The sequence below is a fragment of the Acinetobacter lwoffii genome (assembly GCF_022967985.1).
GTDB lineage: Bacteria > Pseudomonadota > Gammaproteobacteria > Pseudomonadales > Moraxellaceae > Acinetobacter.
Genome location: NZ_JALJVC010000015.1, coordinates 25,878 through 52,579 on the forward strand (window position 1 = coordinate 25,878; position 26,702 = coordinate 52,579).

General features: G+C 42.2%; 24 protein-coding genes and 1 pseudogene. 15 read left to right on the forward strand and 10 right to left on the reverse strand.

The features are described from left to right. Nucleotides 1-5: 5 nt before the first annotated feature. The 5 genes from MWG72_RS09985 to antA all read right to left on the reverse strand — a co-directional run bounded on the left by MWG72_RS09985 (nt 6) and on the right by antA (nt 5,670). Nucleotides 6-1,262 carry an OprD family outer membrane porin gene (locus tag MWG72_RS09985; protein ID WP_100355936.1) on the reverse strand — a complete coding sequence of 419 codons (1,257 nt, stop codon included), beginning with the start codon at nt 1,260-1,262 and terminating at the stop codon, nt 6-8. A gap of 452 nt (nt 1,263-1,714) precedes the next feature. Next, a complete protein-coding gene (gene catA, locus MWG72_RS09990) occupies nt 1,715-2,635 on the reverse strand; it encodes a catechol 1,2-dioxygenase (RefSeq protein WP_005107637.1) in 921 nt (306 codons plus the stop codon). A 79-nt stretch (nt 2,636-2,714) separates the two neighbouring features. Continuing rightward, on the reverse strand, nt 2,715-3,749 hold the full coding sequence (gene antC, locus MWG72_RS09995; RefSeq protein ID WP_247143947.1) for an anthranilate 1,2-dioxygenase electron transfer component AntC: 1,035 nt from the start codon (nt 3,747-3,749) through the stop codon (nt 2,715-2,717). Nucleotides 3,750-3,760: 11 nt separating this feature from the next. Then, nucleotides 3,761-4,252 carry an anthranilate 1,2-dioxygenase small subunit gene (gene antB, locus MWG72_RS10000; protein WP_005107634.1) on the reverse strand — a complete coding sequence of 164 codons (492 nt, stop codon included), beginning with the start codon at nt 4,250-4,252 and terminating at the stop codon, nt 3,761-3,763. A gap of 2 nt (nt 4,253-4,254) precedes the next feature. Next, nucleotides 4,255-5,670: an anthranilate 1,2-dioxygenase large subunit gene (antA, locus tag MWG72_RS10005; protein WP_005107633.1), complete on the reverse strand. Its 1,416-nt coding sequence runs from the start codon at nt 5,668-5,670 to the stop codon at nt 4,255-4,257. Nucleotides 5,671-5,748: 78 nt separating this feature from the next. Here antA and MWG72_RS10010 point away from each other — a divergent pair. Further along, nucleotides 5,749-6,410 (forward strand): annotated as a pseudogene (locus tag MWG72_RS10010) (Fic family protein); the annotation flags it as partial. Between the two features lie 436 nt (nt 6,411-6,846). Here MWG72_RS10010 and MWG72_RS10015 read toward each other — a convergent pair. Then, nucleotides 6,847-7,680, reverse strand: a complete 834-nt coding sequence (locus MWG72_RS10015; RefSeq protein ID WP_247143948.1) for a LysR family transcriptional regulator — start codon at nt 7,678-7,680, stop codon at nt 6,847-6,849. Nucleotides 7,681-7,798: 118 nt separating this feature from the next. Between MWG72_RS10015 and MWG72_RS10020 the strand changes: the two genes are divergently transcribed. The 7 genes from MWG72_RS10020 (at nt 7,799) to MWG72_RS10050 (ending at nt 14,167) form a co-directional block, all read left to right on the forward strand. Continuing rightward, nucleotides 7,799-8,980 (forward strand): MFS transporter, encoded by a 1,182-nt coding sequence (locus MWG72_RS10020; RefSeq protein ID WP_247143949.1) that lies wholly within the window; start codon nt 7,799-7,801, stop codon nt 8,978-8,980. A gap of 3 nt (nt 8,981-8,983) precedes the next feature. Beyond that, the gene (locus MWG72_RS10025) at nt 8,984-9,127 is read left to right on the forward strand and encodes a hypothetical protein (RefSeq protein ID WP_017397680.1); all 144 of its coding nucleotides are present in this window, start codon (nt 8,984-8,986) and stop codon (nt 9,125-9,127) included. A 31-nt stretch (nt 9,128-9,158) separates the two neighbouring features. Further along, nucleotides 9,159-9,425, forward strand: coding sequence for a M81 family metallopeptidase (locus MWG72_RS15545; RefSeq protein WP_276520275.1), 267 nt, complete (start codon nt 9,159-9,161; stop codon nt 9,423-9,425). Further along, complete coding sequence (locus tag MWG72_RS15580) at nt 9,322-10,683, forward strand: M81 family metallopeptidase (RefSeq protein ID WP_338149412.1); 1,362 nt, start codon at nt 9,322-9,324, stop codon at nt 10,681-10,683. Before MWG72_RS15545 ends, MWG72_RS15580 begins: the two co-directional genes overlap by 104 nt. Before the next feature lie 331 nt (nt 10,684-11,014). Further along, nucleotides 11,015-12,238 (forward strand): efflux RND transporter periplasmic adaptor subunit, encoded by a 1,224-nt coding sequence (locus MWG72_RS10040; RefSeq protein WP_247143950.1) that lies wholly within the window; start codon nt 11,015-11,017, stop codon nt 12,236-12,238. Further along, nucleotides 12,235-13,458, forward strand: a complete 1,224-nt coding sequence (locus MWG72_RS10045) for an ABC transporter permease (RefSeq protein WP_247143951.1) — start codon at nt 12,235-12,237, stop codon at nt 13,456-13,458. The genes MWG72_RS10040 and MWG72_RS10045 overlap by 4 nt, the downstream gene beginning before the upstream one ends. Next, nucleotides 13,451-14,167, forward strand: a complete 717-nt coding sequence (locus MWG72_RS10050; RefSeq protein ID WP_004646198.1) for an ABC transporter ATP-binding protein — start codon at nt 13,451-13,453, stop codon at nt 14,165-14,167. Before MWG72_RS10045 ends, MWG72_RS10050 begins: the two co-directional genes overlap by 8 nt. Nucleotides 14,168-14,495: 328 nt before the next feature. Here the strand turns inward: MWG72_RS10050 and MWG72_RS10055 are convergent, their stop codons facing one another. Next, nucleotides 14,496-14,996 (reverse strand): Dps family protein, encoded by a 501-nt coding sequence (locus MWG72_RS10055; RefSeq protein ID WP_086044053.1) that lies wholly within the window; start codon nt 14,994-14,996, stop codon nt 14,496-14,498. A 760-nt stretch (nt 14,997-15,756) separates the two neighbouring features. Here MWG72_RS10055 and katE point away from each other — a divergent pair. The 7 genes from katE (at nt 15,757) to MWG72_RS10090 (ending at nt 22,734) form a co-directional block, all read left to right on the forward strand. Next, nucleotides 15,757-17,880 (forward strand): catalase HPII, encoded by a 2,124-nt coding sequence (katE, locus tag MWG72_RS10060; RefSeq protein WP_247143952.1) that lies wholly within the window; start codon nt 15,757-15,759, stop codon nt 17,878-17,880. A gap of 71 nt (nt 17,881-17,951) precedes the next feature. Further along, the gene (locus tag MWG72_RS10065) at nt 17,952-18,161 is read left to right on the forward strand and encodes a hypothetical protein (protein WP_247143981.1); all 210 of its coding nucleotides are present in this window, start codon (nt 17,952-17,954) and stop codon (nt 18,159-18,161) included. A 52-nt stretch (nt 18,162-18,213) separates the two neighbouring features. After that, nucleotides 18,214-19,197 (forward strand): acyl-CoA dehydrogenase, encoded by a 984-nt coding sequence (locus tag MWG72_RS10070; RefSeq protein WP_247143953.1) that lies wholly within the window; start codon nt 18,214-18,216, stop codon nt 19,195-19,197. Next, nucleotides 19,185-19,970 (forward strand): PIG-L deacetylase family protein, encoded by a 786-nt coding sequence (locus tag MWG72_RS10075; protein ID WP_247143954.1) that lies wholly within the window; start codon nt 19,185-19,187, stop codon nt 19,968-19,970. Before MWG72_RS10070 ends, MWG72_RS10075 begins: the two co-directional genes overlap by 13 nt. Further along, complete coding sequence (locus MWG72_RS10080; protein ID WP_247143955.1) at nt 19,960-20,574, forward strand: class I SAM-dependent DNA methyltransferase; 615 nt, start codon at nt 19,960-19,962, stop codon at nt 20,572-20,574. Before MWG72_RS10075 ends, MWG72_RS10080 begins: the two co-directional genes overlap by 11 nt. Beyond that, nucleotides 20,571-21,284, forward strand: a complete 714-nt coding sequence (locus MWG72_RS10085) for a glycosyltransferase family 2 protein (protein ID WP_247143956.1) — start codon at nt 20,571-20,573, stop codon at nt 21,282-21,284. The genes MWG72_RS10080 and MWG72_RS10085 overlap by 4 nt, the downstream gene beginning before the upstream one ends. 205 nt (nt 21,285-21,489) lie before the next feature. Continuing rightward, nucleotides 21,490-22,734 (forward strand): MFS transporter, encoded by a 1,245-nt coding sequence (locus MWG72_RS10090; protein WP_247143957.1) that lies wholly within the window; start codon nt 21,490-21,492, stop codon nt 22,732-22,734. A gap of 25 nt (nt 22,735-22,759) precedes the next feature. Here the strand turns inward: MWG72_RS10090 and MWG72_RS10095 are convergent, their stop codons facing one another. The 3 genes from MWG72_RS10095 to MWG72_RS10105 form a co-directional block, all read right to left on the reverse strand. Then, the gene (locus MWG72_RS10095; protein WP_247143958.1) at nt 22,760-24,193 is read right to left on the reverse strand and encodes a trehalose-6-phosphate synthase; all 1,434 of its coding nucleotides are present in this window, start codon (nt 24,191-24,193) and stop codon (nt 22,760-22,762) included. Continuing rightward, entirely contained in the window at nt 24,150-25,031 is an 882-nt protein-coding gene (gene otsB, locus MWG72_RS10100) for a trehalose-phosphatase (RefSeq protein WP_247143959.1), read from the reverse strand. The genes MWG72_RS10095 and otsB overlap by 44 nt, the downstream gene beginning before the upstream one ends. A gap of 1,075 nt (nt 25,032-26,106) precedes the next feature. Then, the gene (locus MWG72_RS10105) at nt 26,107-26,301 is read right to left on the reverse strand and encodes a hypothetical protein (protein ID WP_153567199.1); all 195 of its coding nucleotides are present in this window, start codon (nt 26,299-26,301) and stop codon (nt 26,107-26,109) included. Nucleotides 26,302-26,702 lie beyond the last annotated feature (401 nt).

Here is a 26,702-nt window from a genome sequence, read left to right on the forward strand (position 1 = left end):
AATTTTTAGAATTTTTTACTGTAATTTACAAAAAAACGATTCTCTGTGAAATCAGTGCCATATTTAACGTGATAATCAATTAAAAGATATTGCAAAGCTAAACCTTTAAGATAGGGTTGTTGAAATGCATAGCTTCCAATAAAATTAGCTTCACTTTCTCTATTTTCGCGACCATCAGCGGCGTTAAAGTTATTACCATATACATATTTAAGTGTTGTATTCAGTCCTGGAATATAATCTTTAAAATCGTAGCTATAGATGAAGTGATAAGACTTTTCATTTTCTTTAAAAAATCCTGTTGCATTCCAATTGATAAAATAAGGCTCAGGTAAAAAACCATCAAGTAAAGGATAGGCAGATTCACCCATAATTTGTTGATAACCTATACCGATACCGTGGTTCTTTATCTTTACGGTTTCAAGTAAACCAATGTTTTGCGCATCTATATTGAGTTGGTTATTGTCCTGTTGCGCATTAAAATATTTTAGCCTTGAATTTAAAGAAAAATGATCGGCTTTCCAGTTATGCTCAATACCTAAGTAATGTTTATTATAAAGATTTTCGAGATTACCAAAATAATATTCTGTTTTTAAATTGGGTGAAACTTGATAGCGCAGATCAATATAATTTAGAGCATCTGAATAGTGTTTGACTCCTGCAGCAGTATAAGAAAACTTGCGAAAATCTTCTTCATTTCTTGGAGATAACTTAGTGATATGTCCAAGCTCAAGCTGCAGTTGATCATTTATTTGAGAACGTAAATTTCCACCCCAATAAGAGTTCAGTAGCTGACGGCTACCGTCAACTGTAGTCAAAGGAAGATCTAGCCAAAGCTCTCCTAAGCTCAATAGCGTATCTTGATAGCCTAATTTTAAGGTAGCCCCATATTTAAAATAGTCAGCAGCTTGTGATTGAGTGATAGGATCAAACGGTAAAATAGCATCAGGTACATGTTTGTCTGAGCTGAGACGTACTGCATATTGGGTTGAAGCATTGACACCTATAGTGATAGGACTTCCTGCAAGACTAAGCGGAGTATCCTTCATTTGCGACGTATAAAACAATGATGCTGATTGTGACCAGCTTCCGATATCTTTTATTGAAGAAGAGTCAAAATCTCGTTCAATATAAACATTTTTAAGTGTAAATTTCCATTCTTGCTCAGTTGTTTCCGCTTGGCCAGATAAGCTTATTCCACTTAAAATACTAAATAATATAAATGATTTTTTTGATCCTACTTTTATTCCTTGCTGACCTATCATCTCATACCTTCCTTAGAGAAATTGATTATTCCTTGCTGTATTTCATTCACTTAAAAAACTTTTTCAGAGTATTGATTGAACGCTTTTTGCTTCTTTTAAACTATCCAGAAATTCCTAAACACCATCCATTTTTTCCAAATCAGATAATTGGGATATTTAGCTAAATAACTAAAAAAGATTGGGGGTATGATGTGTGAAGGAAAGATTTTCCAAAGAGAAGATTGTGCTAAAAGACTAGAGGCTTTTAGGAATATATTATTTTTTTAATAAAATAGGATTGAAGATAGATACATCAGTTTTTTAGAGAAAAGTAAAATAATTAAGGATAAAAAAATATCTATTTCAATTGAGAAGTTTAGAAAATGGGGATGATATAATTAAGTTTAGCTTAATTTAAAACCCTCCACTTGAACCCAGATTAAGACTCAGTTCAAGTGGAGAGAAAAAGAGCACTATGCACATAAGCGACGACGTTCAACTTCTGCTGAAGGCGCTGAAACACTGTTTTTGACCAGAGATATATTAAATGTAATATGTTTAAAAGGTCTATCTACGCCATAACGTTTAATTTCGCTTGGATCGGTAACTTCTACTGCTGTTGCGACTAAACCATCGCGCGTTGCGAAAGCAAAGTCATCCCATAAATATTGATCACCTTCAATATTGAACTGGGTGGTGAGCTTACGGAATCCAGGCGCAGATACAAAATAGTGCACGTGGGAAGGGCGATTACCATGACGGCCTAACTTGTTTAGCAAAGCCTGTGTAGTACCTTCTGGAGGACAGCCATAACCGACCGGCATCGTGGTTAACGCTACATATTTTCCTTTATCATCGGCAAAAATTGTGCGGCGTAAGTTGAAGTCTGATTGAGCTTTATCGAAGAAGGAATAATTTCCTAAACTGTTTGCATGCCATATTTCGACTTTGGCATTTTCAATTAGATTACCTTCTGTATCGGTTACTGTCCCTTCAATAATGAGAGTATCAATTTGATTAGACTCAGAGCCATCATCCATACGGGCAAAACCCACAGACTCAGGTGCACCTGCTACATACAGAGGGCCTTCAATGGTACGTGGCGTACCTCCAGTGATACCTGCTTCTAAGTCGATTTCATCAGCTCGCAAGTCTAAAAAATGCTCCAATCCCAAGCCAGCTGCGAGTAGGCCCAGTTCATTAGCTTGTCCAGCATCAGTTAAATATTCTAAGCCTTTCCACACTTCAGACGGCTGAATATCGAGCTCATCAATGGCCTGAAAAAGATCTGTGACTAAACGGACAATAATTTCCTGTACTCGTGTGTCGACAGGTCCAGTGGCGGTGTCTACATTCATTTGCTTAACCAGATCACTAATTTGTTTGCGTTCCATGCTATTTTCCTTAAGTAGGTGTTTGATTTACATCCAAGCTATAAAGCTCAATACTTTTATTTTGGGTATTCCCATGTTCTTAAAAACGATTCGTTGTATTGCTTTGCAAAAATTTTTCACTATAAATGCGGTAGTCCTGTAGGGCTTGATCTTCCAGCCAGTCTTTTACCGCTTCAATCATTGGGGGTGGCCCACATAGGTATATGTCAAATGCTTGCTCTGCAAGCTGGTCTTTATTTAAATGGTCCTGAATATAACCGGTTTTACCAGTCCAACTTTCTGACGCCTTACTAATTATTGGCTGATACTTAAAATTAGGCATACGTTCGGTATACTTATGTAAACGTTGTTGTTCACACAAATCGGCTTCTTGGTTCACGCCATAATAAAGATGTACTGCTGGGGCATTAGGTTGTTCAACGATATTATCCAGCATCCCTAAAAAGGCAGATAATCCCGTCCCACCAGCAATAAAGACCAAGGGGCGCTCGACTTCACGCAAATAGAAACTGCCTAAAGGAGCTTCCATATAAATGGTCTGTCCTACTTCACAACATTCACGCAAGTAATTGCTCATTACACCGTTTGGCAGCAGGCGAATTAAGAATTGCAACTGGTTGGTTGCATTAGGCTGGTTTGCAAAAGAATAAGAACGCCATTCCTCAGAATTCGGAATTTGCAGACGTGCATATTGACCCGGTAAAAAGTTCAAAGGTTGCTTATAACTGCTGGCATCAATATGCAAAATGGCCGTGGTTTCAGAAACAAGTTCTACTGCAGTCACTGTAGTGGCAATTTTTAAAGATTCGCCAGCATTACAAAGATTTGAATTATGATCGAAGTAAAAAGAAGCATTAGATTTTACCCGGGTTTGGCAAGCCAATATCTTACGTTCTGCCAAATCGCGTTCACTGAGTGCCTCTTCATCGACATATTCCTGTTCGTAAGAACCGCTTTCACATTGGCCCTGACAGGTTCCACATACCCCTTCACGACAATCCAAAGGTAGTGTAATCCCTTGACGAATTGCTGCATTGAGCAGCAATTCGTCATCATGTACAGAGATGAAGAAGGTTTTACCATCAGCGAAATTGAGCGCGACTGAATAAGTCATAGTATTGATCCTTAAACATGATAAAAGTCTAAGACAGAGTCAATTTTGTCATTTAGCAAAACTGTATGTTGACGGCGGATACGGAAGCTATCTTGATCTTTGCGTAAGGTATAAGTGGCATGACCATAAAAACTGCCTTCCAAGCCTTGACGGTTATACAGGGTGTGCCATGCTACTTTTGCTTCAATTAAGCCATCATCCAGTTCTTTAACCCGAACATTCTTAATCATGTGTAAGGTGCGTGGTAGGGGCGTGGCAGAGGCCGCCTTACCGGTACGGATGCGAAAAATTCGGTCTTCCAGCCCTGTACGGTCTTCATAATAAATATACGACAAGCCCTGATTCGGATCTTGGATATAGTTATGATCATCAATCCACTGTGGAATATGGTATTCACTATCTTCATCATATAGATCAAGATAAGCATCCCAATCATAGGTATCACAAAGTTCAGCTTTTTTGATTAAAAACTGAGAAACAGCAAAGTTAAGTTCAGCAGTCATGATTACACCTCGTCCTTGATAGTGTGTTGCTCAAAAGTCACATCTTGCATTTTTAATGCTTTTTTATTTAGGCCATTTAGCATTAAACGTTGCCATTGACCATGTTGATTGACATACAGGCCTTCATGGGTAAATTCACGTCCAGTAATGACTGGCTTAATGTTTAAATCTTGAGCATTTTGGGTAATACCATATTCCCAAGTATGATGACCTCTAGAAATATCACTCCAGCGCTCGAGTCGAGCTTGGAAACCTTTTTGTTGTTCACGGAATTCTACAAGGTCATCTGGGGTGCCTAAACCTGACACGTTAAAAAAGTCTTCAAACTGGCGAATACGGTTACGACGTGCTTCGGCAGACTCACCCTTAACCCCAATACATTGACTAATAACTTCTGTTTTATTCCATGCCACAGGACGAATAATACGTAACTGAGAGCTGATTTGATCCATAAAGAATAGGCTAGGGTACAAATTCAGATTTCTTAAACGATGCATTGCCCATTCGGCACGTTTTTCTCCGTATTTTTCTAAAAGGTATGGCATTACAGTGCTATAACCTGGACGAACTGTTGGATTAGGCATATCACTGAACAATACACTATGACCATTTTTAAAGCTGAACCAACCATCATCAGTTGCAGAATCACCAGCACCTAATTTGCTGTAATCTAACGTATCTAAGTCAGCCCCTTTTTCGAGATTGACTTGCTGACGATGTTGAACAGTCGATACATAATTATAGTGCACTGTACTAACGTGATAGCCATCTAAACCATTTTCATTCTGTAATTTCCAGTTGCCTGCAAAGGTATAAGCTGATTTACCTTGCAATACTTCAAGCTCACCCGTTGGTGACTGCTCAACCATTAAATCAAGAAAGACCTTGGCATCACCTAAGAAATCCTCTAAAGAATCTGTCGCCTGACTGTCTAAGCTGACAAATACGAAACCGCGATAACTAGAAATGCGACCTTGTTTGAGACCACGTGTGGTTTTATCGAAGTGTTTGCAATATTCACCTGGAGCCTTGACTTTAATCAAGCGGCCATCTGATTTATAGGTCCATGCATGGAAAGGACAGGTAAAGGTAGCTTGATTGCCTTTGCTTACACGTGTCAGGGTAGCACCGCGGTGTTCACATGCATTGACCATGGCATGAAGTTCACCATTACTGTCACGGCTGATAATTAGTGGTTGGCGACCAATTTGAACGGTCACAAAATCATTATTATTTGGAATTTCACTTTCATGACAGGCATAAATCCAGACTTTTTCAAAGATTTGTTCCATCTCAAGCTCAAACAGTTCAGCTTCAGTGAACATGTCTCGAGCAATTCGGTACACACCATCGTGTGGACGAAAATCAATACAGTTCTTAACGAAGTCTTGCCATTCAGTAATGCTGCGTGAGGTCATTGTTGTATCCTCTAGTCCATTAGGGTTATTTCCCTCATTGAAGCGAAATTCATCCTACAGAGCTATCCGAATCCTCCAGATCTTTATCCGCTTTTTAGGATACTAAATAATTACTTAATATTTAGGGTATGTCTGAACAGCCATCGCGGTGTGGGTGTAATGTCAGGGAATCGAGTCGTGCATATAGCTTCGCCTGCAAATCAAGTCAACCGTTTAAGAGGAGCTATTGCAGTGGTTAGCTGAAGGCAATGAGCACTCATTAATTCACAGTTCAGTATTTTATTATGAGACACCTATTTACTGATGGTAATGGGCGAATAGAGCGTTTGTGGCAAACTTTAATCTTAAGCCAGTGGAATCCAATTTTTCTCAATATCCTTGTAGAAAGCTTGATTTATCAAAACCAAAAAGCTTATTACGATGCATTGTAAGCGAGCACAGATCGTTCAGATTCTGCACCTTTTATTGAGTTTATTTTGCAGATGATTCTAGATGCAATACTTAGTTCTGATGCCAGCGATCAAGATACCGCTCAAGTTAGCGATCAAGTTAAATATCTCATCCAGCATATGGAGCAGAAGGAATATAACCTAACTGAGCTGATGGCTTTATTAGACTTGTCACACCGAGCAACATTCCAAAAAAAATATTTAAATCCAGCATTGGAGGCTGGGTTAATTGAACGAACGCTCCCTAATAACCCAAAGAGTCCTAAGCAAAAGTACAAATTAAAAAATTGAACTGTACTGAAGTTGATGTGATTATTAATATCATAATGAGCTAATTGAAATGTTATAACATTACATTTACTTCTAGGTGTAATTTGCTGCTATAATGCCGTACGCCACTTTAAATCCTCAATTCGGATTTGAACAAGATTTTAAAGTGATTCAATGCACTAAATCTAATTTGGGTCAAAATTGGGTCAATGAATTTTTTTATTCAATAAAATATATTTAGAATGAATAGGTTAGGATTTGAGTTCAATTGACGCCACCTCTACCAAAATTCTTGTTATAAATCAGCCGCTTATTTAAGTGGCTTTTTTATTGCCTAAATTTTATAAGCAATTTAAAAGAGCAAATCAAAACTAGAACGAATACGCTCAATTAATAAATGTTTCGACTCTGACAAATGGGTATTTTTGCGGACCATCAATTGGGTCTGAGCCGTGTTTCACAGCTCGGAATCAATAGTTAAGGCAACGGCCTGACCTTCTTTAACCGCATCTGCGATATCTGCATAGCGCATGGCGGAAATCCCATGTCCAGCCACCACATAATTTTTTAAGGCATAAATAGAATTGGTGGTCAGACCAATATTCAGGTTCACTTGTAAGCGCACCATTTCACTGTCGAGTAGCTGACGGAAACCATGCCCTACGGGCATTAAGGCAAATTTATAGTCTGAAATTTCGGAAAGACAAATGCGATGCTTGAGCTTGGCAAGAGGATGACCGGCAGGAACAGCCAGAATAAAAGGTTCTGTTTTATGGGCAATGGTGCTGATGTCTGTATGAAATGGAGGATTATACGCCAGTCCAATATGCGCCAGGCTGTCCACAATATGTCGTACCACATGCTGGGCACTCATTAATTCTAACTGGATTTCAAGATTTGGATATTTATAATGCACATGTCGAAGTACATCATAAATCATGTGTTGCATATAACTTTCACTTGAAACAATGTTCACTTTGCCGAGTTGAGAAGATTGCAGCTGAAATAAACTATCAAATAATTCATTTTCACGATTTTTATTTTCCTTGAAATACTCAAGTACCAGATAGGCGGCTTCAGTCGGAATAATATGCCGACCCTTACGTTTGAACAGGTTTATTTTTAATTCTGATTCAAAGAGTTGAATTTGTCGGCTCATGGCGGACTGTTCAATATTCAGGATATCTGCCGCTTTGCGCATCGAGCCAAACATCATCACCGTATAGAAATAACGCAAACGCTTTTCATTGATTCCGTTCAGTGGCGCAAGGAATTGCAAGTTTCTGTCCATAAAAACTCTGATGCTTTTAAAGCATCAGTATGCTAAATAAATTACATTGTTATCAAGTCAGGAGCATGCTTACATGGATTTTGAACAATAAGAAGATCTAGATAAAAAGGAGTTTTAGATGGATTTAATAACTTCCCGTCAACAACGGTTAGACCAGATTTACAAGAAAGTAAGCTGGCGGCTACTGCCATTTTTATTGCTGTGTTATTTCTTTGCTTATCTGGACCGGATCAATATCGGATTTGCCAAGTTACAAATGCAGCAGGAGCTGGGCTTTAACGATGCAATTTATGGCATGGCAGCCGGCATATTCTTTTTAGGTTATGTGCTGTTTGAAGTACCAACCAACCTGTATTTTGAAAAAGTCGGCGCCAGAAAAACCATTACCCGTATCATGATTTTGTGGGGCCTGACCTCCATGTCGATGCTGTTTGTCACCACCCCACAAATGTTTTATATCTTGCGCTTTTTGTTGGGTGTATTCGAAGCCGGTTTTGCCCCGGGCATGATTTTCTATCTGACCTATTGGTATTCCGGTGCACGCATGGCACGTGTGATGGCGATTGTTATGCTGGCTGGGCCGCTCGCTTGCATGTTAGGTGCGCCGTTATCGACGCAAATTATGAGTACTTTCCATCAGATTTATAATCTTTCTGGCTGGCAATGGTTATTTTTATTAGAAGCTGTGCCAACCGTGCTATTGGGTTGCGTAGCGTACTTTTATTTAACCGATCATCCTTCACAAGCAAAATGGCTGTCTCAAGAGGACAAAGCCTTATTGGTGAAAGAAATTTCCCAACATCAGTCTGCCACTGGTCATAGTAATTTTAAAGCGGTATTAAAGGATCCCTGGATTTATTTCATGGCCTTGGCCTACTTCACCATTATCTGTGGGATCTATGCGATTGGCTTCTGGCTACCATCTTTACTGAAGTCGGGCGGTATCCAGAATTTGCAGATGATTGGCTGGCTGGTGGCGATTCCATATTTATGCGGCGCAATTTTCATGATCATTTTTGCCCGCAGCTCGGACAAATGGCAGGAACGGAAATGGCATTGTGTAGTGCCTACGGTATTGGCCGGAGTCAGCTTGATATTGTCGGTGATCAGTGCGAATTTCCTGCTGTCCTTTATTGCGATCTGTACCGCAACGGCCTTCATGTTTAGTGCCTATACCATTTTCTGGTCGATTCCATCGAAATACTTAAGCGGTAGTGCGGCAGCAGGCGGAATTGCCTTAATTAACAGTATTGGATTACTCGGTGGTTTTGTCAGTCCAAATATTATGGGCATGGCGTAGTCAATGACCGGTTCCATGCTGGCAGGCTGGTTCACGATTGCTGTGATCATGATGCTCGGAGGCACTTTCCTGATTTATGCCTTCAGACTGAAAAAGCAAGTTGTTTCCCAGCAAGTCACACGCGCTGCCTTAATCGTCGATAAATAATCAATCATGCAGCATAGGAAGGATTCAAGATATGAAGAAAATCATCATTGCGGGCTTTCAACATGAAACCAATACCTTTGCCCCGACCAAAGCAAGCTACGCCGATTTTGTCCAGGGTGGGGGGATTTCCGCCGCTCAGCCGCGGCGCAGATGTCCTGAAATTTCGGGAACAGAACATTCCGATTGGCGGTTTTATTCAACAAGCAGAACAATTCGGTTATCAACTTTTGCCAGTGATCTGGGCGGGTACTTCACCTTCAGCACATGTAGAGCAGTGCACTTACCAGCGGATCTGTGATGAAATTATCGCGAGCATCCAGCAGCATCCGGCAGATGCAGTGTATCTGGATCTGCATGGCGCCATGGTCAGTGAACAGGTGGATGATGGCGAAGGCGAATTGTTAAGACGGGTTCGTGAAGCAGTCGGGCCGGACATTCCGGTAATTGCCAGTCTGGATTTCCATGTCAATGTCACGCAAGCGATGTTTGCTCATAGTGATGTGCTGATTTGCTATCGGACCTATCCGCATGTAGATATGGCTCAAACCGGACAACGCTGTGCCCAACTGCTAGATCAAATATTCCGGGGTAAAAAGCTGCATAAGCAAATGTATAAGCTGCCGTTTTTGATTGCGCTGAATGCACAATGTACCGAGCTGGAACCTACCCAATCATGCATGAATTTACTGGAACAGCTAGAGCAAAATAATTCTGTCCAGATGAATTTCACGCCGGGTTTTCCGGCGGCAGATTTTGAGGAATGTGGTGGTTGTATCTGGGGTTATAGTGAAAACGCTGAGCAGTTAGATCAGGCCATGCAACGCTATATCGCCCATGTGCTGCAACAAGAAACGCATTGGAATATGGATTTTTTATCACCAGATCATGCCGTGCTGCAGGCACTTCAACTTTATCAACAGCATCATTCGACCAGACCCGTGGTGATTGCAGATACTCAGGATAATCCGGGAGCCGGTGGTGATTCGAATACGACCGGGATGCTATCGGCGCTACATCGGCATCAGGTTAAAAATGCACTGATTGGGCTTATTGTTGATCCTGCGGTGGTGCAACAAGCCTATCAGCTTGAGCTTGGTCAGCATTTTTATGCGAAATTGGGCGGAACATCAGGTATTGCGGGGGATGCTCTATTTAGCGCTGAATTTAAAATCAAAGCCTATAGCGATGGGAAATTCAGCTATGGCGGGCCCATGATGCATGGCGTTAAGGCGGATATCGGCCCGAGTGTATTACTGGAAATAGATGGTATTGAAATTGCAGTCAGTTCCTACAAAGCCCAGTTGCTCGATCGTAATATGTTTAGAATTTTTGGTGTTGTGCCTCAAGATAAATCGATCATCGTGGTGAAAAGCTCGGTACATTTTCGTGCAGATTTTCAGGACATGGCTGCTGCCATTTTAGTCGCGAAAGCGCCTGGAGCCATGAAAGCAGACCCGAATGACCTGCCTTGGCAAAAGATTGATCCTGATAGACGACTCGTGCCGATGGACGAAAGTCTGGCGCAACGTGATCAGCCATTGCGTCGTACTGTTTAACATTTAACTAATATCCAATTAACACCCAAACGATTGAACAGGCTAGATCCATCACGATCAAGCCTGTTTTTTTTGATCACATCTTCATTTCCTTAAACTCAATATAATTTTCTGGTACCTGATCCCGCGTCTGAATCTGCCAAAGATGGACTAGTCTGATATCAAACAGGGCTAGCTAAAAAAAGCGGACAGGAATTCAACATTCTTTTCAAACTCAACAAAATACCTATAATTCCAATTAGAAACTTGTTGTAAATTAAACCTTAGGAAAAAAACAAATACAGTTTTGACTTTCTTATTTTAAATTAGACGAATCAACCGGAGATTCTCATTGCGCGCTGCCCGCTATAAAATTTTGCTCATTATCGTATTGCTACTGGCAGTAGTGTTTGCTCTATTTCGTTGGTGGCAGGGGCCAGTGGTGCCTAGTTATACGCTGAGTGCCATGCCGCTGGTACAAAATGTTGTTGCGACCGGACGTGTTGCGACAGTTTCACGTGCCCAGGTAGGCAGTGAAATTAGTGCTGTGGTTCTGCAACGTCTGGTGCAGGAAGGCGATCAGGTTAAACCGGGTGATCTGCTGGTGGTATTGAAATCGGATGAATTGCTGGCCCAAGTCAGACAGGCCGAGCTGGCATTGACCAAATTGGCAAGCAGCCGACGGCCACAGGCTGCAGCAGAACTGGCCAGTGCCAAAGCCCAGCTGGAGCAAGCCAGCCGAGAAGCTACACGTCGACGTAATGCAGAAGCCGGTATCCTGTCGAGGGAAGAAGTCGAACAGGCTGTGGAAGCAGAAAGAGTCGCGCGCAATAATTATGAGACAGCTCGGGTAAAAGCAGCCGCATTGGCTGCGGGTCAAGTCGAAGAAGCGTCGCTTCGGGAGCAGCTTGCAGTGGCACAGGCTCAACTGGCCAAAACCAAGATTCAGGCTGCGGTCGCCGGCACAGTACTGACACGCGATGTCGAGCCGGGTGATCTGGTTCAGCCGGGACAAACTTTATTTACCATTGCGTTAACAGGGAATACAGAAATCCGGGTACCGCTAGATGAGCGGAATTTACCGCAACTCGCCTTGCAGCAAAATGCGACCGTCATTAGCGATGCCTATCCGGATCAGTCTTTCCCAGCTCGGATCAATTTTATTGCGCCAAGTATTGACCCACAGCGCGGTACAGTAGAGGTCAGGTTAACTGTCAACCCCGTACCTGATTTTCTGCGTCAGGACATGACGGTATCGGTGAATGTCGAGACGGCCAAACGAGCCCGGGCACTGGCTATTCCAAATGATGCTTTAAGCAGTATCAAGGGAGATAAAGCCGTGGTGTTAATGGTACGTGATGGAAAAGTACAGCGTCAGCAGATTACTTTAGGCTTGCGTGGCTTGGCCATGTCGGAAGTGAAATCCGGACTGAGCGAGGGTGATCAGGTGCTGGCAGATGCCGAATCTTCATTGGAGGATGGCACCAGAGTTCGCTTAAAACCACAACAGAGTTCATTGCAGAATTCTGCTGATATAGCCAATAGCAAAAATGAATTACCGGTGAACTTCGATTGAAAAACTTATTCGGGCGGCTCTGGATCGAATGGAAAATCGCGGTCAGTTTTTTGCGCGAGGGTCGCGCGCAGTCCATCATGATTACCATCGGGGTTGCCGTGGGCGTAGCGGTGATCGTCTTTATCACCGCTTTGATTCAGGGGCTGCAAGCCAATATTGTCGAACGAACCTTAGGTACACAGGCACATATTCGTCTGTTGTCACCGGATGAAGTCAACCGGATTGTGTCACCTCCCGCCGGGACCGTGCAATTATTGCAGGAAGACAAACGGGCACAGCGCCTGCGTTCGATCAACAATTGGCAACAGATTACTGAAACGCTGGATCAGTTACCTGTACTGACCGCTGTCTCGCCGGTGGTGTCTGGGCCTGCTTTTGTGCAACGCGGTGATGCGATTGAATCCGTGGCCTTGGTTGGGATGAATTTGGAGCGTTATCAGCAGATCATTCCATTAAAAGAATATTTAACCAGTGGTCAGTTGCGGGTTGGCGCGGATGATGTACTGATCGGCAGTCAATTGGCCAAAGACCTCGGTGTTCAGGTCGGCAGCAAGTTGCGGCTGGATACCGGCCAACAGAATAGTGCCTTGGTGAATATTGCTGGTATTTTTGAGCTGGGCGTGCGCGAACTGGATGCGCGTTATGTCTATCTGGATCTCAAGCAGGCGCAGTCCTTACTCGGTCTGCCGGGTGGCGTAACAGTCATTGATCTGACCATTGCCGATATTTTTGAGGCAGACCAGGTTGCAGCACAAGTCGGACGCCTGACCTCATTAAAAGCCGAAAGCTGGATTGAAACCAATGCACAATTGATGAATGCCATTACTGCACAAAGCCTGTCCACCAATATGATCATTGTCTTTGTCGCAATTTCGGTGGCTTTCGGGATCGCCAGCGTTATGTCCGTTAGTGTGGTGCAGCGCACCCGGGAAATTGGTATTTTGCGGGCGACAGGCGCGACCCAATCGCAAATCCTGAGGGTTTTTCTGTTTCAGGGCGCAATCTTTGGCTTGCTCGGTTCAGTGCTGGGCAGCATAGTCAGTTATGGCTTGGTTTGGGTATTTAATAACTTTGGGCCGGGATTATTCTATATTCCGATATCGATTGAACTGGTGATATTGGCGCTATTGTTGGCAACATTAACAGGCGTACTGGCTGCAGCGGTGCCATCACGCCGGGCTGCGGCACTCGATCCGGTGGAGGCGATTCGTCATGTCTGAGCAATCTCAGGAAGTTCTGCGTCTGGAAGCGCTACGCAAGTCTTATAACATTGGACAGCCCAATGAAGTTGAGGTTTTGCATGGCATTGACCTGCGCATTGATCGCAACGACTTTGCTGCACTTATTGGCCCTTCCGGTTCTGGAAAAAGTACCTTACTGAATATTCTGGGACTGCTGGATAAACCAACGAGTGGCGAGCTGTATTTGTTGGGACAACCTACCAGTGCGATGGATGATACCGGCCGTACGGCGCTGCGCGGCAACAGCATCGGATTTGTATTTCAGTTTCACCATCTGATTCAGGCATTTAGTGCACTGGATAATATTCTCATGCCTTTAATGATGGCGCATGGCAAACCGAATCAGCAGGCAATGCAACGCGCACGTGATTTACTAGCGGCAGTGGGACTGGAAAAATTTGCCGAGCGTAAACCGAATGAATTGTCCGGAGGACAGCAGCAGCGGGTGGCCATTGCTCGGGCCTTGATTACTGAGCCGGCATTATTATTGGCCGATGAACCGACAGGTAATCTGGATACCCAGACCGCGGCTGATATGTTTGAACTGTTTCGTAAAGTGCATCGTGAACGCGACTGCGCCGTACTTTTAGTCACGCATGATCCGCGCCTGTCTGCCACTTGTGATCGTACCATCAATCTGGTCGATGGCCGGATTGAAAGTGATTCGAGCAATTCTCCTCAAGATTAAGCTGTACTGTAAGGAGCCAGGAGGGCTAATTTTTTGAAGCGATCGAAAAGATATTTCAGATTTATAGCTTTCAAAAAATGATAGCCATATATGAGATTGAAATAATCTGTAAACAATCTGTTTGTTAAAAAAAGGATGTACGCGATTGCCTACATCCTTAAATTTTGACGGTTTAATTTTAATGATCCTGACTTTTAGCTTGATCTAATCATTGAGTGCCGATAAATCCCTCTAATATAAACGTCAGGATGAAACCGAACTTAGTGGAACTACCACAAGTTTGCGCTTCATCCTTGCATAAGCCCCATCTCAAAGATTCAATCCGACTTTATTGTTCCAGATTACTTCTCAGCATCCAGGCAGTTTTTTCGTGTACTTCCAGTCTTTGCGTGAGAATGTCAGCAGTCGGCTGATCATTGGCTTCTTCAATGATCGAGAAAATACTTCTGGCAGTACGTGCCACAGTTTCATGCGCATCTACCAGTAAACGTATCATTTCTTCGGCTTTAGGCACACCTTCGACTTCTTTAATGGAGGTAAGTTTCACAAACTGTTTATAAGTACCGGGTGCTGCAAAACCCAAAGCCCGAATACGTTCAGCAATGACGTCCAACGCATTCCACTGCTCGGTGTATTGAGTCATAAACATGTTGTGCAGGCTGTTGAACTGGGGGCCGGTGACATTCCAGTGGAAATTATGGGTCATTAAATACAGGGTATAACTGTCTGCTAAAAGTCTGGATAAACCTTCGACAATTTTGGCGCGATCATCATGCGAAATCCCGATATCAATTTTCATTGCTTTAGATTCTTTTTTAGAAGAGGCCATGCTCTTACTCCTTCAAACTTAACGCGATACGGTGTATTAAAATAAAGTCGGATGTAGTCGAAGCCCGAGCCAAGAGATGAAATGATCTCTATGACTTTGTATTTGATCTGAACAGGCTAAGAGATTTAAGTGGTTATAAGTTATAGATATTAGATCAATATACGGGCAGGAAGTTTAGTCATTATGTATAAGCAGGGCGCGGGATTGTAACTATTTAAATCTGTCAAATTTTGATTATCTTCAGCGGTAGTACGTTAATTTCTCATAGCAAATTCAACTTCTAAAAAACTCCTAAGTATTTCAGGATTGAAACATCGTGTTAGGGTATGACATCTATTTATGAGCAAGATCACATATCACCATACTAAATCTTTATTTCGAAATATCTCTGCGAAATTTTAATATTTTATTTTAAATAAATAACTTAGATGAAAATCTGAATCATTAATAAACCCGAAATTTATAAAAAATAACACAATGCTGCCTTAATTAAACAAGGCACTACAAACAATAATAAATCTCTTTCTCAAATGCAGTTATGTTAGGACACAGGCGAAACCAATAACAATATTCCCAGAAAAGCAAAAATGCTTCGAGTCAGCATATTCAGAAGAAATATGAGGCTGATACAGGATCGGATGTAGCAGATTGACTTGCGGGATGAGTTTGATTGGTCAAACCATGCAACATATCAGCTCAAGCGACTTTGAGATAGACCAAAAATATCTGAACTAAACTCAAGCTCAGCAAGGAATACATCATGAAAATTAAGGCCAATAGCCCCGCGACTGGTAAAGACGGTTTAGACAAACAAAATACCAATAAAAAAAGTGAGCAGCTCGACGCATATCGCAGTGATGCGACCGAGCAGGCACTCACTACTAATCAAGGGGTTAAAATTTCCGACAACCAGAACAGTCTCAAGGCAGGCGTTCGCGGTGCGACCTTGATCGAAGATTTTATTCTTCGGGAAAAAATTACCCATTTTGACCATGAGCGAATTCCAGAACGTATTGTGCATGCCCGCGGTGTCGGCGCACATGGCTATTTTGAGGCTTATCCGGGGAATGAAAAACTGACCAAGGCAGGCTTCCTGACCAATACCAGTGTGCAAACGCCAGTATTTGTGCGTTTTTCTACCGTTCAGGGCCCGCGTGGTTCAGCAGATACGGTACGTGATATTCGTGGTTTTGCGACCAAGTTTTATACGGATGAAGGTAATTTTGATCTAGTGGCGAATGATGCGCCGGTATTCTTTATTCAGGATGGGATCAAGTTCCCGGATTTCGTACATGCAGTCAAGCCTGAACCTCAGACCGAGATTCCTACCGGTGCATCTGCACATGATACTTTCTGGGATTTTGTCTCATTAGTGCCTGAATCTGCACATGCGGTGATGTGGGCTATGTCGGATCGGGGCATTCCGCGTAATTTAAGAGCCATTCAAGGCTTTGGTGTGCATACTTTCCGTTTTATCAATGCCGAGAATAAAGCGGTTTTTGTGAAATTCCACTGGACCCCAAAACAGGGTCTCGCCCAACTGGTGTGGGATGAAGCACAAAAACTGGCAGGTAAAGATCCGGATTTCCATCGTCGTGACTTATATGAAGCGATTGCCTCCGGTAACTATCCAGAATGGGAGCTAGGTGTACAGGTGGTTCCAGAAGAAGATGAGATGAAATATGACTTTGACCTGCTGGATCCAACCAAGATTATTCCGGAAGAGCTGGTGCCGGTGACACCGATTGGCAGAATGGTACTGAACCGTAATGTGGATTATTTTTTTGGTGAAACCGAGCAAGTGGCATTCTGTCCGGGACATATTGTGCCAGGACTGGATTTTACCAATGATCCATTATTACAAGCACGTCTGTTCTCCTATACCGATACTCAGCTTAGCCGTTTAGGTGGTCCGAACTTCCACCAGATCCCAATTAACAAGCCGGTTTGTCCATTCCACAATAACCAGCGTGATGGTTTACATCAGCGTATTGTGCATACTGGTCAAGCCAGTTATGAGCCGAACTCGATTGACAATAACTGGCCGGCTGAAACACCACCAGCAGCACAAGGTGGGGGTTTTGAAAGCTATCAGGAACGTATTGATGGACACAAGATCCGTCAGCGCAGTGAATCTTTCAGTGATCACTTTAGTCAGCCCCGCCTTTTCTATCGCAGCCAGGCGCCACATGAGCAAAAGCATATTGTCGATGCCTATGTCTTCGAGCTGAGCAAGGTAGAACGTAAATATATTCGTGAGCGTGAAGTTCTGGAAGTGCTCTGCAATATCGATCTGGACTTGGCACAGCAGGTTGCTGACCAATTGGGTATTGAAATTCCGGCAGAGAAAAAAGCTGCGAAATTGTTAGATGTGCAGATTTCACCACGTCTATCTTTCGAGACATTTAAACCCGAAGATATTAAGGCACGCAAAATTGCGCTATTGGTGCACGACAAGGCCAATGAGGCCAGTATCAAAGCTGTTCAAGCTTGGGCAGAATCGGAAGGAGCTGTAGTGGATGTACTGACCCCAAAACCGGGTCCGGTACTGGGTCAGCAAGGCGAGGTGATTCCTTCCGATGGGATGCAAAAAGCCGAGCCATCCATCGCCTATGATGCCGTGGTGATTGCTGACGGTGATAATTACGATGTGGTGATGAAAGATGGCGTGGCGACTCATTATCTACTGGAAGCCTACAAGCATTTAAAACCGATTGTGTTCTTGGGCGATAAAGGCAAGCTGATTGAAGATCTGCGCTTGGTTAGCGATGAAGGAACTCTGGTAAACGGACAGTTTGAAGCAGTACAAGATAGCTTCAAGACTTTGATCCTGAACCATCGTGTCTGGGCGCGTGAAGCAATTGCGGAAGCGATTCCTGCCTAAATGATTCAATTAATGTTTTAGAGGATAGAGGCTCCGGCTTCTATCCTCATGGTTTTAAAATGGATGAAGAGATGGTGAGACCGGATGTCAAAAAGTTGTTGGCTCAAGCACAACAAGCCAAATGGAGCAGAGAGCAGGATATTTATCTCATTGAACATAATCATTTGCCTTTAGCTGAACTGATGCAGCAACTTTGTTTCAATGAAGAAGAGATTAATACACGGCGTAAGATATTAGGGCTGACCACTCGTTTAAAACAAATGCGCAAGCTTTCTCATTAACTGACTTTACAAACACAACAACATTATCCGTATTTTATGAGGAACCGCATGCATGAACCTCGGTTCAATATTACAAAGATTTGAAAATTCTCCTCTGGAGCTACAAGAAAAAATTCAGCACACTTTAATGGAGCTGGTGGCGATTTCTGACCAGGTGCCTTATTCCGCTTCCGGAGCCACCTTAAAACGCTGGCAGATACTCAGCCAGGTTTCAGCCAGCAATCTGAGTTTGGGAAAACTGTATGAATCGCATTTAGATGCTTTAGCTATTCTGCATGAACTGAATGTTCCTGTAGAACAAAAAGGCTTATGGGCAGTTTGGGCGGCAGAAGGTGGACCCAAACCTTTAACATTGCAAGCAGGAAAGTTAAGCGGGATTAAGCCTTGGTGTTCTGCATCGGTCTGGGTGCAACATGGCCTGCTGACTTACCGTGATGAGCAGCAACACTCCCAGTTACTAATTCTAGATTTGTCTCAAGAAGGCATTCAGCATCGTCAGGATGCCTGGCAGGCAGTGGGTATGCAGCATACCGTGACTGCCCGGCTGGAACTGGATCAGGTCGAGGTAGAAAAAGTCGCAGCTCCGGATGCCTATCTGGATCGGCCTGGATTCTGGCACGGTGCCGCAGGTGTGGCTGCGTGCTGGTATGGCGCAACCGTGCGTTTGGCTGAATATTTAAGGCAGACGTTCTTGCTCAAACCGCATGCCTATAAAGCCATGTATCTTGGTGAAGTTAGTCGGGAGCTTTTAGCGACACAGTCCTTATTTCATCAAGTCGCTACATTGATTGATCAGCAACCGCAACATTCACATGAATTAAAGATTCGTAGCTTGCGTGCTCAGGTTGAAGCGACGGCTTTAAATGTACTGACTCATGTAGGTAAGGCCCTAGGTGCTGCGCCGTATTGTGAGCATCCGCATTTCGCCCGGCTTGCAGCAGATCTTCCGGTATTTATTCGTCAAAGTCATGCCGCATTTGATTTGGAGCGAATTGGTGAGCTGACTGCACAGGAGGAACAATTATGGACGTTATAAGACATGAGATTGTAGGTGATCGTGTCATCCATGGTGAAGGCACACGGCTCGAAGAATGGCGTTCCTGTCAGATCCTGCAACAGATGCCGGAGTTCGATATTCCTCAGGTTATTCCCCTAGATGCAAGAGTCTGCATCATTGCCCCTCATCCTGATGATGAAATTTTGGGCTGTGGAGGCCTGATTCAGCGTCTGGACAAATTGGGCTATCAGATCGTACTTTTTGCCGTTACCAATGGGACAGCCAGTCATCTCGGCTCTAGTCTGTATACTCCCGAAGAGTTGAACCAGATTCGTCCTGCTGAAACGCGAGCAGCTTTAGAAGCGTTACCTTTAAAACAGAATATTCTGCGGATCGCTTTAGACATTGAGGATGGTAAAGTTGCAGAACAGCGGAATGTGTTGCAACAGCATCTGCAATCTTATCTGCAGCTGAATGATGTGTTAATTAGCACATTTGTTCATGATGGACATCCCGATCATGAAATTACGGGGCAAGTCACACAGCAGCTGGCGACTGAGCTTAATTTAACCTGTATTCAGGTCCTGATTTGGGCATGGCATTGGGCAACACCTGGAGATACCAGAATTCCCTGGACCGTCGCTCATCAACTCAAATTAACTGAGGAAGAATTACAATATAAGTCTCGAGCTGCGCGGTGTTTTAAGAGCCAGATCGAGCTTGATCCGACGATAGATCAATCACCGATTCTGCCAGAGCAGGAATTACAACGTATTTTACAGCCCTGGGAGGTGTATCTGTATGAACAGTAAAGCAGCCTATGATCAGGAATATTTCGATGCCTTATATGCACTGAATCAGGGAGATCCCTGGCAATATGAACAGCGTTGGTATGAACAGCGCAAACGGCAGATTTGTCTGGCGATCTTGCCGCACTTGCAGTTTGACTCCGCGATTGAGATTGGTTGCAGTAATGGCATCTTTAGTCAGGAACTGGCGCGGCGGACAAATAGCTTAATGTGTCTGGATGCCAATAATACTGCGATCCATTTGGCGCAGCAGCGTTTACAAGCTTATCCGCATGTACAGGTGTTACAGCGGATCGTGCCAGATGATTTGCCCGAACAGAAATTTCAGCTCATTGTCGTCAGTGAGATTTTATATTATTTGAACCCGATTGCTCTGCAACAGGTGCTGACATGGCTGCATACTGCACTGGAACCGGGCGGATGTATCTTGAGTTGTCATTGGCGCGCGCCAATCTCGGGATTTAGCCTAAATGGTGAAGATGTCCATCAGTATCTCAAAGCGCATTTAAACTATGCACATCGTTTAAGTTTGCAGGATTCCGATTTTTTGATAGATCTCTGGCTGAATTCAGCGCAATCCGTAGCAGAGCAGGAGGGCTTAAGATGAAAAAAATCGGTGTGGTGATTCCGGCCTGTAATGAAGAAGCCTATATTGAACGCTGTCTGTTAGCCTTAAAATCAGCACAAACTTATTTTTTTCAATATTTTAAAACAATAGAAAATCTTCCTGAAATCCAGATTCTCGTGGTCTTGGACCATTGTACTGATAGCACCGCCGTTAAAGTTCAGCAAATGGGCATTCCGGCTATGAGCTGCGACTTCCGAAATGTCGGTAAGGCACGCCATTTGGGGATTCAGCAAATGATCGAGCAGGGCTGTGACTGGATTTGCTGTACCGATGCCGATTCATTCGTACAGTGTGACTGGTTTCAGATGATGTTACAGCATCAACCCACCGATGCGATTTGTGGTGTAGTCGAGCTGGATCAATGGGATCATTTAAGCCGGAAAACCCGTCAGGCTTATCTCCGACATTATCAGGACAGCATGGGACATCGGCATATTCATGGCGCAAACCTGTGTTTTAAAGCTTCGGCTTATATACAGGTCAATGGGTTTCAGCAACTGGACTGTCATGAGGATGTTGATTTCATCCGTCGTTTAGAAAAAGCCGGCGCGCAGATTGTCTGGTCGAATCAACTGAGAGTCACCACCAGCAGTCGTCTCAGCTCAAAAATTGCTGCAGGTTTTGCCCATTTTCTGCAAAAACTTGAGCTTAAGCAGGCCGCTAAAAAACCGATCAGCCTGTGCAAATAAAAGCATAAAACTATAAATTTTATACAATCAGATACTTGTAAAAAATCTTAAAATTCGGTTCTAAAAACTATTCCATTTAAATTTATTCTGTTTATAATTCACGCAAATTCAGCCCCGCATACTTATATATTTCAACTATAAGTCTGTGGGGTTTTTCTATGGATGATCGGTAATGGATGCCTGAGCCTTCTTTTTTGGTAATACAATGTTCAATCAAACACTGCTTTCTCGAATTCAGTCTCCATCACCATATCTATGGCAGAAAATAGCGACTGCGTTGTGCTTCTTTAGCTTGGGCTTTAGTACTGCGGCTTGGGCACCCTTAATTCCATATGCACAGCAGCGCCTGTTATTAAATCATGCTGATTTTGGCCTGTTATTGCTGTGTGCCGGAATCGGTTCAATGCTGGCGATGCCACTGGCTGGCCGACTGGCCAATGCCTTAGGTTGTCGTACCGTTTTGGCTGTAATTCTCAGTGCATTTTTGTTCATTTTGCCTGCTCTGGCTTATAGTCCGAATCATTTAATGATGGCAATCAGCCTGTTTTTCTTTGGTGCCAGTGCCGGGGCTTTGGGCGTGACTGTCAATATTCAGGCTGCACAGATTGAGAAAAAACTCGGTAAAAGTTTAATGTCGGGTTTTCATGGGGTGTGTAGTTTAGGTGGTCTAGCAGGCGTACTGGGCATGACCATGTTAATGGGATTCGGCTTGGCACCTTTAACTGGTGCGGTGATTGTTAGTGTGATTTTGCTGCTTATTGCCTTATTTGCTGTTCCTTTGAGCTTGGGTGCTGAGCCAAAAACAGCGGTAGAAGACACATCATCAGAACAGCCAGTGAAAAAAGCAGCACCGACCTGGGCAATTTTAGGTATTGGTCTGATCTGTTTTGTGGCTTTTCTTTCGGAAGGTGCCGCCATGGACTGGAGTGGTATTTATCTTGCTACTGAGTTCAGCCTGCCTGCGGCGCAAACCGGTTTGGCTTATAGTTTCTTTGCTGGTTTGATGGTACTGGGACGTTTTAGTGGACACCTGATTATTCAGCAGTTTGGTGAAAAAAATACGATTCTGTTAAGCGCACTCTTGGCTGCAACCGGTTTATTAACCGTAGTCTTTGCGCCAGTCTGGCAAGTGGTGTTGGTCGGCTATGCGATTTTAGGTTTAGGTAGTGCCAACATTGTACCGCTGATGTTTTCCCGTGCAGGACGTCAGAAAACTTTGGCTTCACATGTGGCATTGTCTTATGTATCGGTATTTGCTTATACAGGTTCGTTGATTGGGCCAGCATTGGTCGGCTTTGGTAGTGAAATCATCGGATTGAGTCTGGTATTTAGCGTCATTGCGATTGGTCTATTGAGTATTGTGATTTTGAATCATCTCACTGCAGACCCAAGCGAAGTACAACAAAGCGAAGAGATTGTGGCTCCTCTTCAAAACGAAACACCAGCTTAATGCTGGTGTTTTTTTACTTAAAAATTTAGGCATGCACACTGAACTGGTTTGAAGCTCCTGCAGCCACCGGGCGATAGATCCGCAGGCTTTGTGAGTTTTTCAGGTCAGTGATAAACTGATCACGCCAGCGAATAATATCGAAATTTTTCAAGCCTTGGCTTAAATAACGATAGCGCTCTAAACGTTCTGATTTAGACATGCGCAGTGCTTTTTTTAAGGCTTTGGCCATACTGTCATGCTCATAAGGATCGACCAGTAAGGCTTCTTTCATTTGTTCAGCAGCACCGGCATATTTAGATAAAATCAAGACACCTGGATCTAAAGGGTCTTGTGCTGCAATATATTCCTTGGCGACCAGATTCATGCCATCCCGGATCGAATTTACCCAGCAAATATCTGCCTTACGATACAGTTGCATCAAGGCCTCATGGCCCAAGGTGTCATAGCTGCAATCGAAGGGTAACCAGTCTGCTGTGCCATGCTGGCTATTGAGTTCATGTACGGCAGATTTAAATTGCGTATACAGGTTCTTATAGGTTTTTACATCCAGTCGGCACGGGCAGGCAATTTGTAATTGCTGGAATTGATTTTTAAACTCCGGTTGATCTTCCAGCAAGCTCTGCAAAGATCCGATTTTCTCCAATAAGCCTTTACTATAATCAATCCGGTCAACTGAAATGATGGTCTTATACGGCTGCACTGTATCCAGATCAAAGGGAAGCTTTTCCAGATGAGTATCTGAGGCCTGATTCTGTAGTTGCACAGGATGTACACCAATCGGATAGCATTTCACATGAATCTTCCGAGATTGATAATTCAGGATTTCATTGTGACGATGCTGCACTTTTAAGGTCTGTTCAAGGAAATTCAGACAGTTTTCCTGATCGCGAGAGGTCTGCAAACCCAGTACATCGTAGTTGGCCAAATGATGTGCCAGATCGCGATGGGCGGCTAAAGTCTGCCAGAGCCTTAGTTCAGGAAAGGGAATATGCAGGAAAAAGCCAATACGGTTACGCATGCCCAGTTTACGGCAATAATGCGCCACGCTTAAAAAATGATAATCATGGATCCAGATAATGTCATGTGGAGATGCCACCTGTTTCAGGTGCTTGGCAAAACGCAAATTGACATCCTGATAGATCTTAAAATCCTGCGGCTGATAATCTACAAGCTGATGCTGGTCGTGCATCAGTGGCCACAACGCATTGTTGGCAAAACCACAATAAAAACCTTGATATTGGGATTCAGTCAATGGACTCGTGTGATATTCAACATTTTGATGCTTCAGGATTTGAAACTTCTGCTCTTTTGTCTGGTCAACTCGGGATCCATTCCAGCCAACCCAGATACCGCCTATATCCTGCAAAGCATCCTGCAATGCCACCGCTAATCCACCTGCCTGTGTATTGTCTGACTTAGGTAGATTTACACGATTTGATAACACTATGAGTTTCGACATGTAATTTCTCCAATAATAATTGTTGTTGTGCTTTCAGTATTTCTAGAAATTCCGCTAGAAAAGCCTGTACTTGAGTCACGTTTTCGAGGCGATGTTGTGCCACGGTGTTGCCTGTACCGACTTTGATAGAGCAGCCTTTGAATGTGTTGATGAGTTGAAAACCGGCTTCGTCGGTCAGGTCATCGCCGATAAAAATGGGGTAATGATCATTTAAGTGATATTGCTGAATGATTTGTTGGATAGCTGAACCTTTATTTGCACCTTTGGGCACCAGTTCAAATACAAACTTTCCAGCCTTAAGTTCAAAATCCTGAAAATGAGCGAGACAATCCAAGGCAAATGCATGCACTTGATGCTCTAAATGGGGGTGTTCACGAAAATGCAGGGCGACTGAATAGTCTTTAATTTCTATTCGAGTCTGAGGAATATTATTACTATGCTCTGTAATATAATTTTTTAATAATTCAAACTGTTCAGGATTTAAATCAATTAACTTGCTTAAACGCAATTGATAGCTTAATTCCAGACCATGAGAGCCTGCAATATTCCAGTCAAATGGATAAATAAGTTTTTGGGCTTGTGCAATTGAGCGACCGGTCACTAATACTAGCTGAATATATTGTTGTAACTCTTTTAAAGTATTTAAGGTTTCGCTCTTAATTATACTTTTTGCTGGATCTGGGTGGAATTCAGAAATGGTTCCATCAATATCAAGAAATAAAACAATTTTATGAGAATAAATAATAGGTTTGAGTTGATTTAAAATCACTTGAGGTAATATATAAGAAGATGTAGCAAGTGAATCTTCTAGGTCTTGAGCTTCTTTTAGAGTCGACATAAATACTACCTAAGCCTCTGAAGTTAAATTGATTTAAAAGTTAGAATTACCTGAATGATCATTGCTTTGATTAAATTTATAACATATTTCATTTAACAGACTGGCTTTAAGTGCAGAAACGAAACACTTTTAACAAGTACAGTTACTTTGTAAGATTTAGAAATATTTTGGTAGAAATCCAGTATTGTTAATAAATTTTAAAAATAAATTATGAGGATTTTATATTTTAAGATTTTCTTGGATTGATTGTTTTTCAGGATTTTACATAATAAGATTTATTATTTAATCTTTATTTTTGAATATGTATTTTTTAATTAATTTTTTAGAATAGAGTATTTATTATTAATTTATTTTTTTATTTTTTTATTTTTAAATATATGAGGGAGATGTAATTTTGAGATCCTTTTAAATGTAAAAATCTAAATAAATTTATAAATCAGGTATATATAATTAAAATATTTAACTTAAGTTTATGAAAATTAATAATTTTTAAAATTGGCTAAGCTGTCTTAAAAGAAAAAATACTAATATTGGCTAGAGGGAAATTTCGTATTATCAAATTTTCTTGGGATCAATTGCAGAGCTATACAATTTAAACAGCCTCTTAATTTAGCATCTCAGATTATTTTTTAATTCCTATTGATAAATTTTATCAGAGGATAAAAAATCGAAGAAAGATGAACACCAGTTCTATGACTAAACTCTGAAAATAACTTGAATATTCTTTTTTTTGAATCGAAGCGTAGGTATTAGATGAAGTTGAGCTAAACAGAGAGAAGAGATGTAAAGGTGTCATCGCAAGGACAGAGTAGATACAAAAGACCGAAAACAGATCATTAGTGATCTTACATAGGTTACAAAACTAAATGATGTTTCAATTAAACAGAATTTTTTGCTCAAATGGATATGAGCCAATTTAAAATCAGTAAATGATGACAGAAGAGGAAAGAAATAATTTTTTGAAAAAATAATAAAAGAGCAATCAAAGCGGAGAGAAGCTAAGGGTCGTATCATATAAGTAAGTTAAAAAACCAAACTCAGATACAACCCGTCTATTTGCATGAGATAAAAATACTCAGATCTCTCGCCACACTTCATTTTTGTCTTTTAAAGGAATTGTAAAGTTAAAGTCATCATCATTACTGACCAGAAGACTGGTTGGAGTCTGCATAACCACTTTAAAAACAGTACCTGCTTCAAAAATAATAGGATCGCAGTTTTCTTTTTGTAGAGTCACCGGTTTAAGTAATTCAATTACTGAACTTTCCATAGTTTTTTCCAAAATAAGATTACTTTTCGATAATTAAATCATAGCATGATTTTTGAAAATTTAACTGTTTCTTCAAAAACTGAGAACTTGATCAATGACTTATTCAAATAGGGAGAAGTGGTCTATTTAGATAAAAGATACCTAGAAGACATGCAGTATGCCTGATTTTCACCCTATTCTCGCAGTACTCGGAAGCATAAGGTTCTTTTACATAAAACCGACAGATAACAGGCATAAAAAAAATTATCAAAATAACGAAAGGTCAAAAACATGATAATTTTTTTGTTTTTGATATCGCTCGGCTGAATGATAAAAATCGAGAATATAAGGAAAATCATAACGCAGAGCTGAATGATAAAAATAAGTTTCTAGAGACTCGATATCCTTCTATCCTTTTTTAC

What these genes read in the sequence shown, in the direction of transcription:
- MWG72_RS10075 (WP_247143954.1), top strand. Translation starts at nt 19,185, where the DNA reads ATGGACGTTATAAGACATGAGATTGTAGGTGATCGTGTCATCCATGGT.
- MWG72_RS10085 (WP_247143956.1), top strand. Translation starts at nt 20,571, where the DNA reads ATGAAAAAAATCGGTGTGGTGATTCCGGCCTGTAATGAAGAAGCCTAT.
- MWG72_RS10070 (WP_247143953.1), top strand. Translation starts at nt 18,214, where the DNA reads ATGAACCTCGGTTCAATATTACAAAGATTTGAAAATTCTCCTCTGGAG.
- antB (WP_005107634.1), bottom strand. Translation starts at nt 4,252, where the DNA reads ATGACTGCTGAACTTAACTTTGCTGTTTCTCAGTTTTTAATCAAAAAA.
- MWG72_RS10050 (WP_004646198.1), top strand. Translation starts at nt 13,451, where the DNA reads ATGTCTGAGCAATCTCAGGAAGTTCTGCGTCTGGAAGCGCTACGCAAG.
- catA (WP_005107637.1), bottom strand. Translation starts at nt 2,635, where the DNA reads ATGGAACGCAAACAAATTAGTGATCTGGTTAAGCAAATGAATGTAGAC.
- antC (WP_247143947.1), bottom strand. Translation starts at nt 3,749, where the DNA reads ATGACTTATTCAGTCGCGCTCAATTTCGCTGATGGTAAAACCTTCTTC.
- MWG72_RS10090 (WP_247143957.1), top strand. Translation starts at nt 21,490, where the DNA reads ATGTTCAATCAAACACTGCTTTCTCGAATTCAGTCTCCATCACCATAT.
- MWG72_RS15545 (WP_276520275.1), top strand. Translation starts at nt 9,159, where the DNA reads ATGAAGAAAATCATCATTGCGGGCTTTCAACATGAAACCAATACCTTT.
- MWG72_RS10020 (WP_247143949.1), top strand. Translation starts at nt 7,799, where the DNA reads ATGGATTTAATAACTTCCCGTCAACAACGGTTAGACCAGATTTACAAG.
- otsB (WP_247143959.1), bottom strand. Translation starts at nt 25,031, where the DNA reads ATGTCGACTCTAAAAGAAGCTCAAGACCTAGAAGATTCACTTGCTACA.
- antA (WP_005107633.1), bottom strand. Translation starts at nt 5,670, where the DNA reads ATGACCTCACGCAGCATTACTGAATGGCAAGACTTCGTTAAGAACTGT.
- MWG72_RS10105 (WP_153567199.1), bottom strand. Translation starts at nt 26,301, where the DNA reads ATGGAAAGTTCAGTAATTGAATTACTTAAACCGGTGACTCTACAAAAA.
- MWG72_RS10055 (WP_086044053.1), bottom strand. Translation starts at nt 14,996, where the DNA reads ATGGCCTCTTCTAAAAAAGAATCTAAAGCAATGAAAATTGATATCGGG.
- MWG72_RS10065 (WP_247143981.1), top strand. Translation starts at nt 17,952, where the DNA reads ATGGTGAGACCGGATGTCAAAAAGTTGTTGGCTCAAGCACAACAAGCC.
- MWG72_RS10025 (WP_017397680.1), top strand. Translation starts at nt 8,984, where the DNA reads ATGACCGGTTCCATGCTGGCAGGCTGGTTCACGATTGCTGTGATCATG.
- katE (WP_247143952.1), top strand. Translation starts at nt 15,757, where the DNA reads ATGAAAATTAAGGCCAATAGCCCCGCGACTGGTAAAGACGGTTTAGAC.
- MWG72_RS10080 (WP_247143955.1), top strand. Translation starts at nt 19,960, where the DNA reads ATGAACAGTAAAGCAGCCTATGATCAGGAATATTTCGATGCCTTATAT.
- MWG72_RS09985 (WP_100355936.1), bottom strand. Translation starts at nt 1,262, where the DNA reads ATGATAGGTCAGCAAGGAATAAAAGTAGGATCAAAAAAATCATTTATA.
- MWG72_RS10015 (WP_247143948.1), bottom strand. Translation starts at nt 7,680, where the DNA reads ATGGACAGAAACTTGCAATTCCTTGCGCCACTGAACGGAATCAATGAA.
- MWG72_RS10095 (WP_247143958.1), bottom strand. Translation starts at nt 24,193, where the DNA reads ATGTCGAAACTCATAGTGTTATCAAATCGTGTAAATCTACCTAAGTCA.